Genomic DNA, 16,790 nt, shown 5'->3' with positions numbered 1-16,790 from the left:
CTCCCGTCCTCCACACGTTCCGCACATCGCATGCGGATATTTGCACTGTGAACACAGTCAATGAGCGTAGTAGCCTCTCATGCACAGCCGCCTGGAGACCCGTACACCGCCGACCCGCTCTCACGCGCCCCAGCACCTCGGAGACTGTCGATGAGCACCACCGGTTCCGTGCCCGTCAGCCTCGCCGAGATCGCCCGGATCGCCGGCGTGGGGCGCGCCGCGGTGAGCAACTGGCGGCGGCGTCACGACTCCTTCCCCACCCGTATCGGCGGCACCGACGTCAGTCCGCAGTTCTCCCTGGCGGAGGTCGAGCGGTGGCTGCGCGACAACGGCAAGCTCGACGCCATCGGGGGGCGGGAGCTCCTGTGGCCCCGGTTCGAGGCGCTGGGCAGCAGGGACGAGTCGGGTCTGGCGATCGCCGAGGCGGCCCGCCGTATGCGCTCCCCCCATACCCACACCCCGCAGGTGGAACTCACCACGGAGGCCGAGGCCCTGGCGGTCGAGGCGGCGAAACTGGGGCAGGACGAGGGAACGCGTGAGACGTTCGAGTTTCTGCTCCAGCGGTGGCTCGAGACCCATGTGCGCCAGCTCAGCACGACGCCCCCGCCGCTCGCGGCCATGATGGCGCGGATCGCGCTCGCCGTCCGCGCCGAGGGGACCGGCGAAGAGCTCACCGTCCTCGATCCGGCGTGCGGCACCGGGCACTTGGCCGCCGCGGCCGTGCAGGAGTACACCGGCGGGAACGTGGCGGTGCTGGCGTGTGAACGCGATCCCGCTCTCGCCGCGCTGGCGTCCGCCCGGCTGGCGTTCGTCGCGGACGAGTCCGACGCCCGTACGGAGATCGCCACGGCCGACGCTCTGCGAGCGGACCCGTTCGCCGCGGCACGGGCGGACATCGCGCTCTGCAACCCGCCCTTCAACGAGCGCGACTGGGGCTACGAGGAACTCGCCACCGACCAGCGCTGGACACACGGTCTCCCACCGCGTACCGAGCCGGAGCTGGCCTGGGTGCAGCATCTGCTGGCTCACCTCAGGCCCGGCGGGACCGCCGTCATCCTCCTGCCGCCCGCAGTCGCCTCACGCAAGGCCGGCCGCCGGATCCGGGGCTCCCTGCTGCGGACCGGTGTGCTCAGGGCCGTGGTCTCCCTGCCGCCCGGCAGCGCCCAGCCGCACAGCGTCTCGCTCCAGCTGTGGGTCCTCAGATGCCCTCCGGCCGGTCCTGACTCCGTCACGCCCGGCCAGGACGCGCTCCTGGTCGACGCGACGCGCTTCGCACGCGCCGGCACGCGGGAAACCGGCCCCCGTTGGGAGGCGCTCCAGGCTTTCGTCCTCTCCGCCGTGCAAGCCCTCGACCATCCGGAGACGGAACTGCCGGACGGCAGCGTCCGCGTACCTCTCATCGACCTCCTGGACGACGAGGTGGACGTCACGCCCGGACGGTACACCTCGGCGAGCACCGAGCCGTCCGGCCTGGAACTCGCGGCTTCCTGGAAGGAAGTGGGATCGATCCTGACCGACCTGGCCCGTCGGGCCCGGCGTCTGGCGGAACTGGAGTTCGACACTGGTAGGCCGCAGACCACGGTCGGCGTCGGGGATCTCGTCAAGGCCGGTGCCCTGTCGCTGCGCGCCGGGCAGCAGCCGCCGGACGACGCGGTGACGTCCGGCGGAGACACCGTGCCTCTCCTCAGCGTCACCGACCTGCTGACGGACGGCACTCCCAGTGGACGCGTCGCCACCGGATCGGCCCCCGCGGTCGTCGAGAAGGGCGATGTCGTGGTCGCCGGTGTCGTACGGGCGTTCCGGGCATGGGTGCACGAAGGACCTCCGACGGCTCTCGGGCCCCAGCTCTACGCCCTCAGAGTGGATCCGGCCAAGCTGGACGCCCACTTCCTGGCAGGCTGCCTGCGAGCGCCCTCCAACGGACGGCAGGCGGGTACCCACGCCTCCAGTTCGTCGAGGGTCGACATCCGGCGCCTGCAGGTACTCCAGCTGCCCCTGGACGAGCAGGCGGCGTACGTCGAGGTCTTCCGCAGTCTCGGGGAATTCGAGGCCCGCCTCGGTCATGTCGCCGGGCTGGGCGGCGAGTTGGTGAACGACGTGTCCGACACGCTCGCGGCCGGCGCGCTCGACGTCTGACTGGCCGGTCGGGAGTTCGCAACCCGTCGCGTGACTTCAACGGGAAGCGGTTCAGGGGTTCTTCACAGTCCCTACACTCACGATCATGACGACCACCGAACACCCCCTCCCCGGCGTGCCGGCCGACGACGCCGGCGACCCGGCCCTCTTCGCGACCATGTCCACGATGAGGGCCATGCGGCGCCTGAAGCCCGATCCGGTGCCCGACGAGCTCCTGGACCGGCTGATACAGGCCGCCGTCTGGGGCCCCAGCGGCGGCAACATGCAGCGCTACGAGTACGTCGTCGTCACCGACCCCGCGGTCATGGCCGAACTCGCGCCGCTGTGGAAGCGGTGCGTGGACGCCTACCTCGCCACGACCGGCAAGTACGCCCCCGCGGGGATGGACGAGGCCGCCTACGCGCGCATGGTCGCGGCCATCGAGTACCAGCGCGACCACTTCGCCGAGACCCCTGCGCTGATCATCCCCTGCTACCGGTTCCCGGCGCCGAGGATCGAGCCGGAAGGGCTGCGCGTCTACGCCGAAGCGCTCGGGGCGGAGGCGACGGAGCGCATGGCGCGGATCCAGGAACGCTTCTCCGCCCTCGCGGAGGGTTCCTGCGTCTACCCCGGTGTGCAGAACCTGCTGCTCGCCGCGCGGGGCCTGGGTCTGGCCGCCAACATCACCATCTGGCACCTGTTCCTGGAGAGCGAGTGGAAGGCGGTCCTCGGCATCCCCGAGGACATGAACACCTTCGCGGCCATCCCGGTGGGGTGGCCGCGCGGCAGGTTCGGTCCGGTGAGCCGCCGTCCGGTCGAGGAGGTCGTGCACCGCGACCGCTGGTAGACGGCGCGCGGCCGTCCGGGACCGCGGGTGCGGTCCCGGACGGCCGGGTGGAGGCCGGGTCCGTCCTTACGCCACCGGCTCCTGTGTGAACGCCGCGTGGAGGCGGCGGGTGTGGTCCACCCGGCGTTCCGGGCCGGTCAGGGTCACTGTCGCCGTCAGGCGCGCGTCGGTGCTCGACGCGGACAGACGGAGTTCCAGGGCCCCGGGTTCGACGATCCGGCGGCCGTCGCGGCCGGTGAAGGACGCCACGTCGGCCGGGACCGTGACGCGCACGCGGCGCGCCTCACCCGGCTCCAGCGGGACACGGGCGTAGCCGACGAGCCGCTGCACCGGCTGGACGACGGAGGCGACCGGGTCGTGCAGGAAGAGCTGGACGACCTCGGTGCCGGACCGGTCCCCGGAGTTGCGGACGGTGAGGGCGAGGGCGAACTCGCCGTCCGTCGGCGCCTCCTCGGCCTCCACGGCGAGGTCGCTCCAGGTGAACGTCGTGTACGTCAGACCGTGGCCGAAGCCGAACGCCGGGGTCGGGTCGATGTTGGAGACCTCGCTGGCCTGGGCGAGCCGGGCGCCGAGGTAGGTGGTCGGCTGGGATCCCGGGCCGCGCGGCACGCTGACCGGAAGCCGTCCGGAGGGGGCGGTGCGGCCGCTGAGGATGCCGGCGATCGCGTCGGTGCCCCCGACCCCGGGGAAGAAGGACTGCACGATCGCCGCGGACTCGGTGACGGCCCGGCCGAGCGCGTACGGCCGCCCGGCGAGCAGGACGGTCACCACCGGCCTGCCGGAGTCGAGCAGCGCGTCGAGCAGGTGCTGCTGGGTGCCGGGCAGGGCGAGGGACTCCGCGTCGCAGCCCTCCCCGCTGGTGCCGCGGCCGAACAGGCCCGCGCGGTCACCGAGGACCGCGATAACGATGTCCGCCTCCCTGGCCGCGTCCACCGCCGTGCCGATGCCGGAGAGGTCCCCGTCGTCGACGCCGGTGCCGCGCGCGACGGTGATGTCCGCTTCGGGGAACTCGGCGGCCAGGGTGTCCCGCAGGGTGGGCAGGTCGATCCCGACCGGGACGTCCGGGTGCTGCACGCCCACGTGCTGGGGGAAGGAGTAGCAGCCCAGCACGGCGGTGGCCTCGGTCGCGTTGGGGCCGACGAGGGCGATGCGGCGGGGCCGGGCGAGCGGCAGGGTGCCGTCGTTGGTGAGCAGGACGACCGCCTTCTCGGCGACCTCGCGGGCCAGTTCCCGGTTCTCCGGCCCGTCCAGGTCGATCCTGCCGCGCAGGGCGTCCGGGTCGTCCAGGTCGGCGCCGTCGAGTGCGGGCGGCACCGGGCTCCACTCCGGGTCGAGCAGGCCGAGCATCGCCTTCTGGGCGAGGACGCGGCGCAGGGCGCGGTCGATGACCGCCTCCGGTACCCGGCCGTCGGCGACGGCCTCGGCGAGCGGTGCGCCGAACGTCTTGACGGTGGGCAGTTCGATGTCGACACCGGCGTTCAGCGCGGCGCCCGCGGCCTGCGCCCAGTCGCCCGCGACGCCGTGCAGGGTCTTGAGGAAGGCGATGCCGAAGTAGTCGGCGACGACGGTTCCCCCGAAGCCCCAGGTGTCGCGGAGCAGTCCGGTCAGCAGGCTCTCGTCGGCCGCTGCGGGGACGCCGTCGGTGTCGGTGTAGGAGTGCATCACGGAGCGGGCGCCGCCCTCGCGGATCGCCATCTCGAACGGCGGCAGCAGGACGTCGGCCCGTTCGCGGGCGCCCATCGGCGAGGGGGCGAGGTTGCGTCCGGCGCGGGAGGCCGAGTAGCCCACGAAGTGCTTGAGGGTGGCGACGATCCCGGTGGACTCCAGGCCCTGGACGTAGGCGGTGCCGATGGTGCCGACGAGGTAGGGGTCCTCGCCGATGGTCTCCTCCACCCGGCCCCAGCGGGCGTCGCGGACCACGTCGAGGACGGGCGCGAGACCCTGGTGGACGCCTACGGACCGCATGTCGCGGCCGATGGCGGCGGCCATGCGGCGCACCACGTCCGGGTCGAAGGTGGCGCCCCAGGAGAGGGGGACGGGGTAGGCGGTGGCGCCCCAGGCGGCGAAGCCGGCGAGGCACTCCTCGTGGGCGACGGCGGGGATGCCGAAGCGGTTGGCCGAGGCGATGCGGGACTGGGTGCGCAGCAGGGAGAGCGCGCCGAGCGCCGGGTCGACGGGTGCGGTGCCGAAGGGGCGGGTCAACTGGCCCAGTCCGTGCGGCAGGAGCGCGTCGAGGTCGACGGCCTCCTCCATGTCGTGCTGGTGCGGGGCGACTTCGCCGCCGTTGGCGGACGCGCCGACCCACACGCCGTACAGCTGGGCGATCTTCTCGTCCAGGGTCATCGCGCCGACGAGTGCCTCGACTCGGGCGGTGACGGGGCGGTCGGGGTCGTTCCACAGGGGGATTTCGGGGGTGGTCTCTACGGCCACGTCGGCAGTCACTTTCCTCCGACACCCATCAGGCCCTGGACCAGGGCGCGACGGGCGAACAGGTAGACGAGCAGGATGGGCACCATGGACAGCACCACGGCTCCCAGCAGACCGGGGATGTCGATACCGTGTTCGGTCTGGAAGTTGTACAGGCCCAGGGTGACCACCTTGGTGGAGTCGGACTGGGTCAGCACGAGCGGGAACAGGAAGCCGTTCCATGCCTGGAGCGCGGAGAAGACCACGATGGTGGACAGTCCGCCCCGGGACAGCGGGAGCACGAGCTGGAAGAACATGCGCCGCGGGGTGGCGCCGTCCATGGCCATGGCCTCGTACAGCTCCGGGGAGATGTCACGCATCGCGCCGCTGAGGATCAGCGCCGACATGGGCAGGCAGAACGCGGCCGTGGGCAGGATGACGCCGAGCAGGTTGTCGTACAGCCCGGCCTCGCTGATCAGGTAGAACATCGGCACGATCACGGCCTGGGCGGGGATGGCGAGTCCGAGGAGGAACAGCCGGAAGATCGCCGACGTGGTCCGGCCGCGGCTCCGGACGATCGCGTAGGCGAGCGGCGGGACCAGCAGCACCACGATGCCGATCACACAGGCGGTGACGACGAGCGTGTTGACGAAGTACTGGCCGAAGCCCGAGTCGAAGGCGCCGGTGTAGTTGTCCAGGGTCAGGCTGTCCGGGAGCGAGACCGGGCCGTTCTCGGCGTAGTCCTGGCGGGTGCGCAGGGTCGCGGCGAGCATCACGTACAGCGGCAGGCCGACCAGGAAGAGCCAGAAGAGGGAGCCGGCGCCGGCCAGGTAGTTCGGTCGGCGCCTCATGACACACCCTCCATGGAGCTGCGCATCTTGTCGTAGCCGGAGACCCGGACGACGATCAGCGAGATGATCGTGGCCGCGACGACCAGCACCAGGGCGATGGCGGAGCCGGTGCCGTAGTCGAAGCTCTTGAACGCCTTGTCGTACATGTAGTAGGCGCTGATGGTGGTGTCGGTGCCGGGGCCGCCCTGGGTCAGGATGAGGACCGTCTCGAACGTGGTCAGGCCGCCGACGATCATCAGGATCATCGAGGTGATCATCGCGTTGCGCAGCTGCGGCAGGGTGATGTGGAAGAACTGCCGGTAGCGGCCCGCTCCGTCGATCTCCGCCGCCTGGTACAGCACGTGGGGGACGGCGCGGGCGGCACCCTGGTAGATGAGGGTGTGGAACGGGGTGAACTGCCAGGTGCTGACGAACGCCAGCACCCCGATGGCGGTGGCCTGCTCACCGAACAGGTTGCCGTCGCCGAAGAGCCAGGCGGCGTCCGCCGGGATGCCGAAGTTCGGGTCGAGCAGCGCCCGCCACAGCACGGAGACGGCCGTCGCGGACAGCAGCAGCGGAATGAAGTAGATGACGGACAGTACGGCCCGGTTGCGCTGGTAGCCGGCGGCCCAGACGCCGAGCACGATGCTCAGCGGCGTCTGGACGACCACGCCGAGCACGGTCAGGAGCAGGGTCAGCCAGATGCTCTTGACCATCACCGGGTCGTCCATGAGGCGCGACCAGTTGTCCATGCCGACGAACTCGGGCGAGCTGAGGCCGTCCCAGCTCATGAAGGACAGCACCGCGACCATGATCAGCGGGGTGATCGCGAAGAGGGCGAAGAACACTGCGGCGGGCAGCGCCCAGGCGAAGCCGGGGCGGCCCACCGTCGTTGCGGACGAGGCGGGCGGCCGCCGCCGGGACCCCTTGCGGGGTCCGGCGGCGGGCCGGGCGCTCGTGATCTGTGTGGTCATGAGCCGTTCGTCACTCGGTCGGGAGGGCCTGCATGGCCTTGACGAAGCCGTCCGTGTCGAGCTGTCCGTTGAAGAACTGCTGGATGGCCTTGTGCAAGTCCGAGCTCGCCTTCTGCGGGTACGCCTGGTCCCAGGACAGCTGGAACGACGGGGCGTCGGCGACCAGGTCGTACTGGAAGCGCGAGTACTCGGCGTTCCCCGTGGTCTCGATGAACTTGTCGGTGTTGGTCGTCGTCGGCAGGTTGCCGATGTCCAGCTGCGCCTTGACGAACTCGTCGGAGTACATGAGCTTCAGGAACTCGGCGACGGCCTCGGGGTGCTTGGTCTTCTTCATCACCGAGTAGTAGTTGTTGGTGTTGCCGGCGACGTTGCCCGGGTCGCCCTTGCCACCCGCGACGGTCGGGAAGGCGGTGTAGCCGAGGTCCTTCTCGGCGAACTCCTTGTGGTCCGTGAGCTGCTGGGAGTAGTACCAGGAGCCCATCAGCTCGAAGCCGGCCTTGCCCGAGGCCACCAGCTGGACCGAGCCGCCGTTGGTGTACTTCACGGAGTCGTAGTTCTTGCCGAAGGCGCCGGCGTCGACGAGTTCCCTGATCATGTTCAGGGCCTTCTTGCTGTCGGCGCTCTCCCAGGCGCTCTTGTCGCCCCCGACGGCCTTCGCGAACAGCTCCGGTCCGGCGATGCGGTCGAAGAGGTACTGGAACCACATCTGCGTCGGCCAGACGTCACCGCCACCGAGCGCGATCGGCGTGACGCCCTCGTCCTTGAGCTTCCCGACGGCGTCGAGCAGTTCGTCCCAGGTCTTCGGCGGCTGGACGCCCGCCTTGTCGAGGACGGCCTTGTTGTGGAAGAGCAGGACCGGCTGGGTGCCGCGCATCGGGATGCCGTACGGCTTGCCGTCGACGACGGCGTTGTTGAAGACGGACGGCAGGAAGTTGCTCTCCAGGCCCGGGTCCTTCTTGATGAAGTCGTCCAGCGGCATCAGCAGGCCGGCCTTGACGAACGGCTTGATGCTGCCGCCGCCCCAGTTGAAGAAGACGTCCGGGGCCTGGGGGGTGCTGATGATCGTCTGCAGCTTCTTCTGGTAGTCCGCACCGGGGATGGTGTCGAGGACGACCTTGACGTCGGACGTCTTGTTGAACGTGTCGACGAGCTGCTTCTCGACCTTGTTGGTGGCGTCCCCGTAGACCAGGACATGGATCTTGCCGTCGTCCGCCGACGCCCCGCCGTCCCCGTCACCGCAGGCCGTCAGGGTCAGGGCCAGGGCGAGCGTCGCACCGCAGGCGACCAGTCTGGGCAAGCGCGCACGTGTCTTCATCGTTCGCCTTTCGAAAGTTTCGGCTTCATCACCGAAAGTCCATGCCGTGGGACAGTAGGTCAGACGGGAGTTTCGGTCAACGGTCGAGTCGGTACTCACCCAAACCGTTATCGACACCCGGTGCCGTATCCTGCGCCTATGCACGATGACGAGGAGACGAGCGGCAGAGTCACCCTGGCCACGGTGGCGAAAGAGGCCGGTGTTTCGATGCCGACAGTTTCGAAGGTCCTCAACGGCCGATCGGATGTCTCTCGCGCCACGCGTGCCAAGGTGGAACGGCTGCTGGACGCGCACGGCTACCGCCGTCGTGCCCAGCCGGCGTCCCGCTCCCCGCTCATCGAGATCGTCTTCCACGAGCTCGAGAGCGTCTGGGCGATGGAGCTGATCCGGGGCGTGGAGAACGTCGCCAAGGAGAACCGCGCGACGGTGGTGCTCACCGAGAGCGGCACCCGGCACACCCCGGCGCCGGAGTGGCTCCCGGGTGTGCTGCAACGCCGGCCGCTGGGCGTCGTGCTGGTCTTCTCCACCCTCCCGGAGGACATCAAAGCCCAGCTCAGGGCGGCGGCCATCCCCTTCGTCGTCATCGATCCGGCGGGCGACCCCGACCCCGACGTCCCGTCGGTCGGGTCGGCGAACTGGGCGGGCGGCCTGGCCGCCACCCGCCATCTCACCGATCTCGGGCACCGGCGGGTCGCCATCATCACCGGCCCCGAGGACATGCTCTGCTCGCTCGCCCGTCTCGACGGCTACCGCTCGGCCATGGCGATGGCGGGCCTGGAGACCGACCCGCGCCTGATGCGCTTCGGCGACTTCCACGTCCAGAGCGGCTTCGAGCACGCCCTGGACCTGCTGGACGGCCCCGGCCGCCCGACGGCCGTCTTCGCGGGCAGCGACCTCCAGGCGCTCGGCGTCCTGGAGGCGGCCCGGGTCAGGGGCCTGCGCGTACCGGAGGACCTGTCGGTGGTCGGCTACGACGACGTCCCCCTGGCCCAGTGGTCCAGCCCGCCCCTCACCACGGTCCACCAGCCGCTGCGCCACATGGCCGAGGAGGCGGCCCGCATGCTCCTGCGCCCGGGCGCCCCGGGCACGGCGGCGCAGCGCATAGAGCTGGCGACCCACCTGGTCGTACGGCAGAGCACGGCACGGCTCGAAGAGATGTGAGCCCGGTACGCGTCAGGCGCCGGCAGCGGGGCGGTGGTGCGGCGCGACCTGTGCGTGGGGACGGCGGCGAAGCCACCCCCGGGAGGGGCGTGGGGCGCGTGGGGCGACGGCTGTCAGCGGGCGGTGCCCCGTTCGCGGCGCAGGCGGCGCAGGATGACGAGGAGGTCCAGGAGGGCCGTCAGGGCGAGGACTCCGCAGACGGCCGAGAGGAGGATCAGCGGGCCCCTGCCGGGGCTGTCCCCGGGGCCGGCGTCCGTGGCCCCTACGGCGAAGAGCGCGCATCCCGCGACGAGGAGCGGCAGGAAGACCGCGGCGAGCAGGAGCCGCAGGCGCAGCGGGCTGCGCGCGGTGACCGGCTCGGTGCCCGTCCGGGGGAAGCGGCGGCCGATCGTTCCGGAACGGGCTCGGGAGACCGGCTTCCCGTCCTGGCCGGTACCTTCGTCGCGCACGCCACGCACCTCCTCGGCCACGTCCGTCCCGGACCGGGTAGCCGTCGGCGACCAGGGCAAACCGGCGCTCGTTGGGGGCAGGCATTCCGGGTACCCGGCAGGTGTCCGACCGCCGACCGTCGCGGGCGACGGCACCATGTCGCGGACGACCGCACCATGAGGAAGGACGACGCCTCATGCAGCACGATCAGATCATCGGAAAAGTGCAGGCTCTCACCCGGCTGCCGGACCGGGGATCGGCCGAGACGGCGACCCGCGCCGTGCTCACCACGCTGGCCGAACGGCTGCCGTCCGGACTGACGGACCACGTGGCGGCCCAGCTGCCGCCGACCCTTGCCGCACCCATGCGGCAGGCCAGGGACTCCGCCACCGAGGGCGCGGCGGCCACCTCGGGCGAGCGCTTCGGCCTGACCACGTTCGCGGGGCGGATCGCCGGCCGCACGGAGACGGACGAGGACGCGGCCCTGCGGGAGGCCGCCGCCGTACTGGAGGTGCTCGACGCCGCGCTCGCTCCGGAGCTGACGGAGAAGGTGGCCGCCGCGCTGCCCAGGGACATCGGCGCGCTGCTGCCCGCCGGCCGTGCCGCCGAGGACACCGACTGAGGAGGTGACCGGGCATGGTCTCCGCATCCGTGACGATCCCCTCGGACGGGGCGGTTCTGGCCGGTGATCTGGAGATCCCCGCCGGAGTGCGCGGGATGGTGCTGTTCGCGCACGGCAGCGGCAGTTCGCGGCACAGTCCCCGTAACCGGGCCGTCGCCACCGCCCTGCAGCTGGCCGGGTTCGGCACGCTTCTCCTGGACCTGCTGACCGAGGAGGAGGAGAGCGAGGACGTCGTCACCGGTCGGCACCGCTTCGACATCGGCCTGTTGTCCCGGCGGCTGGCGCACGCCGTCGACTGGCTGGAACGGCGTCCGGACACCGCGGACCTGCCGGTGGGTCTGTTCGGGGCGAGCACGGGAGCCGCCGCCGCCCTCGTGGCGGCGGCCGAGCGGCCCCAGCGGGTGTCGGCGGTGGTGTCCCGGGGTGGACGTCCGGACCTGGCCGACGACGCGCTGCCCCTGGTCTCCTCCCCCGTGCTGCTCATCGTGGGCGGGGACGACGAGGTCGTCCTCGACCTCAACCACCGGGCCGCCGAGCGGCTGTCCGCCGCCGCCCACCAGGTCCACGTGGTGCCCGGCGCGACCCATCTCTTTCCCGAACCCGGCGCGCTGGAGCAGGTGGCGGAGCTCGCCGCCGACTGGTTCCGCGAGCACCTGTGACACGACGTGCGGCGAGCCGCGGCGCACACCACGCCGCGGCTCGCCCCTCGCTCAGGTGGTGCTGCAGGAGACGGTCGGCCAGGTCCAGTTGCCGTTGGTCTGGATCGTCACCCCCCAGGTGTTGCCGCTGCCGTTGGACTTGGCGACGAGCGTCTGGCTGTCTGGATAGGAGGCGCTGACGTTCCAGGTCGCGGAGACCTTCGCCGGGGACGGCACCTTCATGGTCACGGTCCAGTTGTCCGCACCGCTGACCGACACGTTGAGGTTGTAGCGGTCGCTCCAGCGGCTGCCCGCGGACAGGGTCGCGGTGCAGGCGCCGCCGCCACCGCCTCCGCCGTCCCCTCCCCCGCCGGAGCCGTCGGGGGCCACCGCGCGGCCGGTCGCCGGGGAGATCATGCCGGCGCACAGGCCCCGGGAGGCCAGGTTCTGCGCGATGCGCGGGATCGCGGCGATGGTGTTGGCCGGCCAGTCGTGCATCAGGATCACCTGACCGTCGGTCAGCCGGGAGGCGGCCTGCACGATGGCGTCGGTGCTCGCGTTGTTCCAGTCCTGCGAGTCGACGTCCCAGATGATCTCGGTCAGGCCGTACTTCGCCTCCACCGTCCGCAGCGTCGAGTTGGTCTCGCCGTACGGCGGGCGGAACAGCTTCGGTGTGCCGCCGCCGGCCGCGGCGATCGCCTGCTGGGTGCGGGCGATCTCCGAGTCCATCTGGGACTGGCTCAGCTGGGTCATGTGGGGGTGGGTGTAGCTGTGGTTGGCGACCCACATGCCGGCGTCCACCTGGGCCTTGACCAGGGAGGGGTTGGCGGCGGCGTACTGGCCCTGGTTGAACATCGTGGCCCGCAGCCCGCTCTGCCTGAGCGCGTTCAGCAGGCTCGGGGTGGAGCCGGTCGAGGGGCCGTCGTCGAAGGTGAGTCCGACGTAGCCGTTGCAGGCGGCCGCCCGCGCCGGGGTGGCGTCGACGGCCGAGGTCACGGTGCCTGCCACGGTCAGTGCGGCGACGGCCAGTCCCGGGACCAGGTACCGGGTGACCGGCTTTCGCTTTCCGGTGCTCATGTGTGGGGTCCTCCTCGTCCGCCGGTCAGCCTGCGCTGCAGGAGACCGTCGGCCAGGTCCAGTTGCCGTTGGTCTGGATCGTGGCTCCCCAGGTGTTGCCGCTGCCGTTGGGCCTGGCGACGAGCGTCTGGGCGTCGGGGTAGGAGGCGCTGACGTTCCAGGTGGAGGAGACCTTCGCCGGGGACGGCACCTTCATGGTCACGGTCCAGTTGCTGGAGCCGGTGACCGAGACGTTGAGGTTGTAGCGGTCGCCGAACTTCTCACCGGCGGACAGCGTCGCGGTGCAGCCGCCGGTGTCGCCACCGCCGCCTCCGCCGCCCCCGGAGCCCTCACTCACCGTGATGTTCGAGCTGCCGCTGCTCTGGTAGCCCTCGGTGGCCATGATCATGTAGTTGTGGTTGCCCAGGTTCATCCCCTTGCCGGCCCACGCGTCGAAGTGGTTGCCGCTGGTGATGGTGCCGCCGGTGCGCTTCGACTGCCGGACGCTCCAGTACTGGTCGAAGGTCCTCGTGCCCTCGATGGAGGGGGCGTTGTACCGGGTCGTCTTGTAGATGTCGTACGTGCCGCCGTCGGTGGTGACGGTGCCCTTGTACTCGCCGGTGGGCCGGTAGGTGCCCCAGTTGTCGACGATGTAGTACTCGATGAGCGGGCTGGTGGTCCAGCCGTAGAGCGTCAGGTACGCGTTGCCGGACGGGTTGAAGGACCCGGAGTAGTTGACGGTCTTGCGCCCGCCTGTGCTCCAGCCCTTGCCGGCGACGAAGTTGCCGGTGTTGCTCCACCGGGTGCTGTAGTTGCCGCCGGAGCCCAGGTCCATGGAGACGGTTCCCTGGGCGTCGGTCCAGAACGAGTACCACCAGCCGTTGTGGGTGCCGGTCTGGTTCGTGGTGACGGCGGCGGTGGCGGTGGTGGCGGTCAGGAGCAACGCGGTGACGGCGGCCAGCGCGATGGTCCAGACGCTTCTGACGCCGAGGAGCAGGCGGCCGCGCCTGCGGGCCTCGGGGGGTGCGGACACGTTCATGTGGTGCGCCTCCTGTGACGGCTCGATGGGGAGGTCGATGCCGGACAGTTTTGGTCTGTGCGCGTCAACCGTCAACACTTTCGTTGAATATTTCGAAATCTTCGCTCGACTGAACAAGAGGCGCGCCTGGTGTTCTTGCAGTTCAAACCGCCAGTGGGCCCGGTTTAGTTGAGATGCTCCCTAGCATGTGACAGCGCAACATCGAAGCATGATGGACAGTCATCGAATGTTTCGAGAGACTCTGGTGCTGCACAAACACCGGAGCCCGGACGCCTGTTCGGCGTCCGGGCTCCGAGGGCGTGCGACTCACTCCGTGATGTCGACCTTTCCGTTGCCGGCCTCCACGGGAGCGGGAGTCGCCGGCTTGCCCCGCTGGGCCAGTCCCTGGAGGAGCTGGGCGAGGTCGACGCCCGTGGTGGAGCTGAGCAGTTCCATGCCCTGGGCGACGTTGTCGGCGACCGTGCGCGGGAGTTGACCGGCGCCGTCCGTGGAGATGACCGTCAGCTTGTCGACGGCGGCCAGCGGCTCGGCCGCCTTGCCGACGACCTGCGGCAGCACCTCGACCAGCATCTGGAGCACGGCGGCGTCGCCGTACCGCTCGAAGGCGTCGGCCTTCTTGTGCATCGCCTCGGCCTCCGCCGCACCCTTCGCGGCGATCGCGGCCGCCTCGGCGTCACCCTCCAGGCGTACGGCGTCGGCGAGGGCCGCGCGCTGGGCCTTCTCGCCCTCACCCGTCAGCCTCGCCCGCTCGGCGGCCGCCTCGGCCTCCTTGACCAGGGCGATACGGCGGGCCTCCGCCTCCTGCTCGGCCTGATAGCGGGCGGCGTCGGCGGGCTTGCGGACCTTGGTGTCCAGCTCACGGTCGGTCAGCGCCGCCTGCCGGGTGGCGACCTTCTCCTGCTCCTGCAGGACCTCCTGCCGGCGGGCCGCCTCGGCGAGCGGGCCGGCGGCATCGGCGCGGGCGGCCGCCTCGTCCGTCTCGGCCTTGATCTCGGCCTGCTTCAGGGCGAAGGTGCGCTGCGCGATCGCGATCTCCTCCTCCGCCTTGAGCCGCGCCTGCTCGGAGGCGCGCCGGGCGACGGCCTCGGCGATGTCGGCCTCCTGCTTGGCGCGGGCGGCCTCGGGGCGGCCGAGGTCCTCGAGGTAGGACCCCTCGGTGGTGATGTCCTGGATCTGGAAGGCGTCCAGAACCAGGCCCTGCCCGGACAGACTGGCCTCGGCCTCCTCCGCGACCTGGCCGGCGAAGGCGGCACGGTCCCGGATGATGTCCTCGACCGACATCCGTCCGACGATGGAGCGCAGGGCGCCGGACAGCACCTCCTGGGTGAACCCGACGATGCCGCCCTGCTGCTGCAGGAAGCGCTGGGCGGCGGCGCGGATCGAGTCCTCGGTGCCGCCGACCTTGACGATGGCGACGCCCTCCAGGTTGGCCTTCACCCCGCGCAGGGTGACGGCGCCCCGGACGGCGATCGGGATGTGCCGGCTGGACAGGTCGAGGGTGAACTTCTGCTGGACGAACGGCACGACGAAGACGCCGCCGCCGACCACGACCTTCTGGCCGCTGTTGTCGGTGAAGATCCGGCCGGTCTCGGGGTCGGTGGACTTCTTGCCGCGCCGTCCGGTGACGATGAACGCCTCACTGGGGCCCGCCACCTTGTAGCGGGTGACCACCACCAGGGCCAGCAGGACGACGAGTACGACGACTCCGACCACGGCGATCAGTACTGGGCTCATGCTCGTGCATCTCCTCAGCCCTCCCGGGGGACGGCGGTTCGGATCGGTTCGGGAACGGTCACGGGAAGGGACGCGGGCGTGGCACGGTGCCGTACGCCGCCGTGCCGAGCGCCGTCGTGCGGTGTCGGGGCGGTGCCGGTCAGCGCTCGACCGGACGGACCGCGACCGAGGTCGCGGACAGCGCCGATTCCACCCAGATCTCGGCACCCCTGGCCACGGGCACCGGGCACGTGGCGGCCAGCTTCAGCGGCTGCCCGGCGAGACGCACCAGCACCTCGCCGTATCCGTCGGCCGGGATGGCGGTCACCACGGAGCCCGAGGTGCCGATGAGATCGTCGCCCCGCGGTGTGGCGTCGGTCTGGTCCCGCATCAGGAGCCGGCTCAGCTTCCAGGTCAGCCAGCCCGCGCCGACCCCGGCCAGCACGCCGGTCGCCGTCGCCCCGGTGACTCCGAGGTCCGTCGTGCCCAGCACGATCGCTCCGCCGAAGCCGAGCATGGACACGAAGCCGGCGATCACCGGAAGCGACAGCAGCCCGTCGAACAGCCCGTCCAGCACACCGTCGAACACGCCTTCAAGGATCCCGTCGAAGACCAACGAGAGCAGCAGCAGAACCAGCCCCGCCACACCGAGGCCCACGAACCACTCCACAGGGCCCCCCGCTTTCGCTCGATGGCCTCCCCGCGCACACATGTTCCCATGTGACCGGAGCGCGGCACATTGCCCGAACCCGGCAGTCTTCACGTGGCCTTGATGCCGCCTTCCACCGGATGCCGGGATTCCGCTCATGTTCGGGGCCTCGCGGCGGCAACGCGGCGCGCGACCGGCGACGCCGCACGCCCGTCGCGGACGCGCGGCAAGGGCCGTACGGAGCGGGTGTCTTGCCCGGGTCCGGCAGTCGCCCGGAGGCCGCCGGGCCTCTGCCGAACGGGCCGTCGACGACGCCCGCGCGGGGTCGAGGCCGCCACGACGGGGTTGCGGTGACGGTGCCTCAGGTGGGGGTCGTCCAGCGCGGGGCCGTCTCCGCCCAGGCCGTGTCCCAGCGGGCCAGATTGCGGCGGCGCAGCGCGAGGCCGGTCAGAGCGTGGGCGGCGGCGCCGGTGAGGACGACACCGATGGCGGCGACGAGGGCCCAGCCCATGGTGCGGCTGCGGATCTCCCGCGCGGTGAGCGGCGCCTCGGCCGCCTCGCCGTCGGCGGTGATCCAGAGGCGAACGGTGTTGCCGGCGGTCAGCCCCGGCTGGACCTCGGTCCGGGTGGCGCGGGTCCGTCCCTCGCGGGTGACGACGCGTACCTCGACCGGATAGCGGGTCTTCTTCTCCTCGTCCGAGCCGGGCTCCGGATGGCGGGGAGCGTCCTCAGTGAGCGTCGCGTCGGTCTCGTACCGGGTCTGCCTCTGGTGGCGGGCGGTGTCCTCGTAGTGGCTGCGGGCGGCGTCCGCCACGAGTACCGCGACCACCGGAGCCACCGCCAGTACGGTGATCAGCACGCCGAGGCCCAGCCACGCCTGGAGCGCGTCGGTGCGGCGGCGCAGGGGGTTGCGCCGCCAGCGCCACAGCAGGGGGCGCGAGGGCGGGCCGGGGGGCGGCTGTGCGGGAGGTATCTCGCCCGCCACGTCGTCTCTCC

At 71.2% G+C, this 16,790-nt stretch carries 15 protein-coding genes; 5 read left to right on the top strand and 10 right to left on the bottom strand.

The window, feature by feature from the left end; translation table 11 throughout:
* Nucleotides 1-150: 150 nt before the first annotated feature.
* Both BU52_RS03155 and BU52_RS03150 read left to right on the top strand, forming a co-directional pair.
* On the top strand, nucleotides 151-2,136 hold the full coding sequence (locus BU52_RS03155; RefSeq protein WP_037927363.1) for an N-6 DNA methylase: 1,986 nt from the start codon (nucleotides 151-153) through the stop codon (nucleotides 2,134-2,136).
* 85 nt (nucleotides 2,137-2,221) lie between these two features.
* Nucleotides 2,222-2,962 (top strand): nitroreductase family protein, encoded by a 741-nt coding sequence (locus BU52_RS03150; RefSeq protein WP_051857845.1) that lies wholly within the window; start codon nucleotides 2,222-2,224, stop codon nucleotides 2,960-2,962.
* A gap of 66 nt (nucleotides 2,963-3,028) precedes the next feature.
* On the opposite strand, the gene BU52_RS03145 is transcribed toward BU52_RS03150, so the two are convergent.
* From BU52_RS03145 to BU52_RS03130, 4 genes are read right to left on the bottom strand one after another with little or no spacing between them, the layout of a single operon-like run.
* Nucleotides 3,029-5,404, bottom strand: coding sequence for a beta-xylosidase/alpha-l-arabinosidase (locus BU52_RS03145; protein ID WP_107061063.1), 2,376 nt, complete (start codon nucleotides 5,402-5,404; stop codon nucleotides 3,029-3,031).
* A complete protein-coding gene (locus BU52_RS03140; protein WP_037927359.1) occupies nucleotides 5,401-6,219 on the bottom strand; it encodes a carbohydrate ABC transporter permease in 819 nt (272 codons plus the stop codon). Before BU52_RS03140 ends, BU52_RS03145 begins: the two co-directional genes overlap by 4 nt.
* Complete coding sequence (locus BU52_RS03135; protein WP_037927357.1) at nucleotides 6,216-7,172, bottom strand: carbohydrate ABC transporter permease; 957 nt, start codon at nucleotides 7,170-7,172, stop codon at nucleotides 6,216-6,218. Before BU52_RS03135 ends, BU52_RS03140 begins: the two co-directional genes overlap by 4 nt.
* A 10-nt stretch (nucleotides 7,173-7,182) precedes the next feature.
* On the bottom strand, nucleotides 7,183-8,487 hold the full coding sequence (locus tag BU52_RS03130; protein WP_037927353.1) for an ABC transporter substrate-binding protein: 1,305 nt from the start codon (nucleotides 8,485-8,487) through the stop codon (nucleotides 7,183-7,185).
* A gap of 138 nt (nucleotides 8,488-8,625) precedes the next feature.
* On the opposite strand from BU52_RS03130, the gene BU52_RS03125 reads away from it, so the two are divergent.
* A complete protein-coding gene (locus BU52_RS03125) occupies nucleotides 8,626-9,648 on the top strand; it encodes a LacI family DNA-binding transcriptional regulator (RefSeq protein WP_037927351.1) in 1,023 nt (340 codons plus the stop codon).
* A gap of 113 nt (nucleotides 9,649-9,761) precedes the next feature.
* On the opposite strand, the gene BU52_RS03120 is transcribed toward BU52_RS03125, so the two are convergent.
* Complete coding sequence (locus BU52_RS03120; RefSeq protein WP_200881139.1) at nucleotides 9,762-10,097, bottom strand: DUF6343 family protein; 336 nt, start codon at nucleotides 10,095-10,097, stop codon at nucleotides 9,762-9,764.
* Nucleotides 10,098-10,273: 176 nt separating this feature from the next.
* Between BU52_RS03120 and BU52_RS03115 the strand changes: the two genes are divergently transcribed.
* Nucleotides 10,274-10,699, top strand: a complete 426-nt coding sequence (locus BU52_RS03115) for a DUF2267 domain-containing protein (protein WP_037927348.1) — start codon at nucleotides 10,274-10,276, stop codon at nucleotides 10,697-10,699.
* A gap of 14 nt (nucleotides 10,700-10,713) precedes the next feature.
* Nucleotides 10,714-11,358 carry a dienelactone hydrolase family protein gene (locus tag BU52_RS03110; RefSeq protein WP_037927345.1) on the top strand — a complete coding sequence of 215 codons (645 nt, stop codon included), beginning with the start codon at nucleotides 10,714-10,716 and terminating at the stop codon, nucleotides 11,356-11,358.
* 51 nt (nucleotides 11,359-11,409) lie between these two features.
* On the opposite strand, the gene BU52_RS03105 is transcribed toward BU52_RS03110, so the two are convergent.
* The 5 genes from BU52_RS03105 to BU52_RS03085 form a co-directional block, all read right to left on the bottom strand.
* Nucleotides 11,410-12,414 (bottom strand): polysaccharide deacetylase family protein, encoded by a 1,005-nt coding sequence (locus BU52_RS03105; protein WP_037927342.1) that lies wholly within the window; start codon nucleotides 12,412-12,414, stop codon nucleotides 11,410-11,412.
* Between the two features lie 25 nt (nucleotides 12,415-12,439).
* Nucleotides 12,440-13,432, bottom strand: coding sequence for a glycoside hydrolase family 11 protein (locus BU52_RS03100; RefSeq protein ID WP_037927339.1), 993 nt, complete (start codon nucleotides 13,430-13,432; stop codon nucleotides 12,440-12,442).
* Between the two features lie 306 nt (nucleotides 13,433-13,738).
* Nucleotides 13,739-15,166 (bottom strand): flotillin family protein, encoded by a 1,428-nt coding sequence (locus tag BU52_RS03095; RefSeq protein WP_037927338.1) that lies wholly within the window; start codon nucleotides 15,164-15,166, stop codon nucleotides 13,739-13,741.
* Between the two features lie 139 nt (nucleotides 15,167-15,305).
* Nucleotides 15,306-15,815 (bottom strand): hypothetical protein, encoded by a 510-nt coding sequence (locus tag BU52_RS03090; RefSeq protein ID WP_037927336.1) that lies wholly within the window; start codon nucleotides 15,813-15,815, stop codon nucleotides 15,306-15,308.
* A gap of 340 nt (nucleotides 15,816-16,155) precedes the next feature.
* On the bottom strand, nucleotides 16,156-16,779 hold the full coding sequence (locus BU52_RS03085; RefSeq protein WP_037927334.1) for an Rv1733c family protein: 624 nt from the start codon (nucleotides 16,777-16,779) through the stop codon (nucleotides 16,156-16,158).
* Between the last annotated feature and the right edge of the window lie 11 nt (nucleotides 16,780-16,790).

This window comes from Streptomyces toyocaensis, assembly GCF_000725125.1.
Taxonomy (GTDB): Bacteria; Actinomycetota; Actinomycetes; order Streptomycetales; family Streptomycetaceae; genus Streptomyces; species Streptomyces toyocaensis.
Note: the sequence above shows the minus strand (reverse complement) of the source record. Positions and strands in the feature narration are given on the sequence as shown.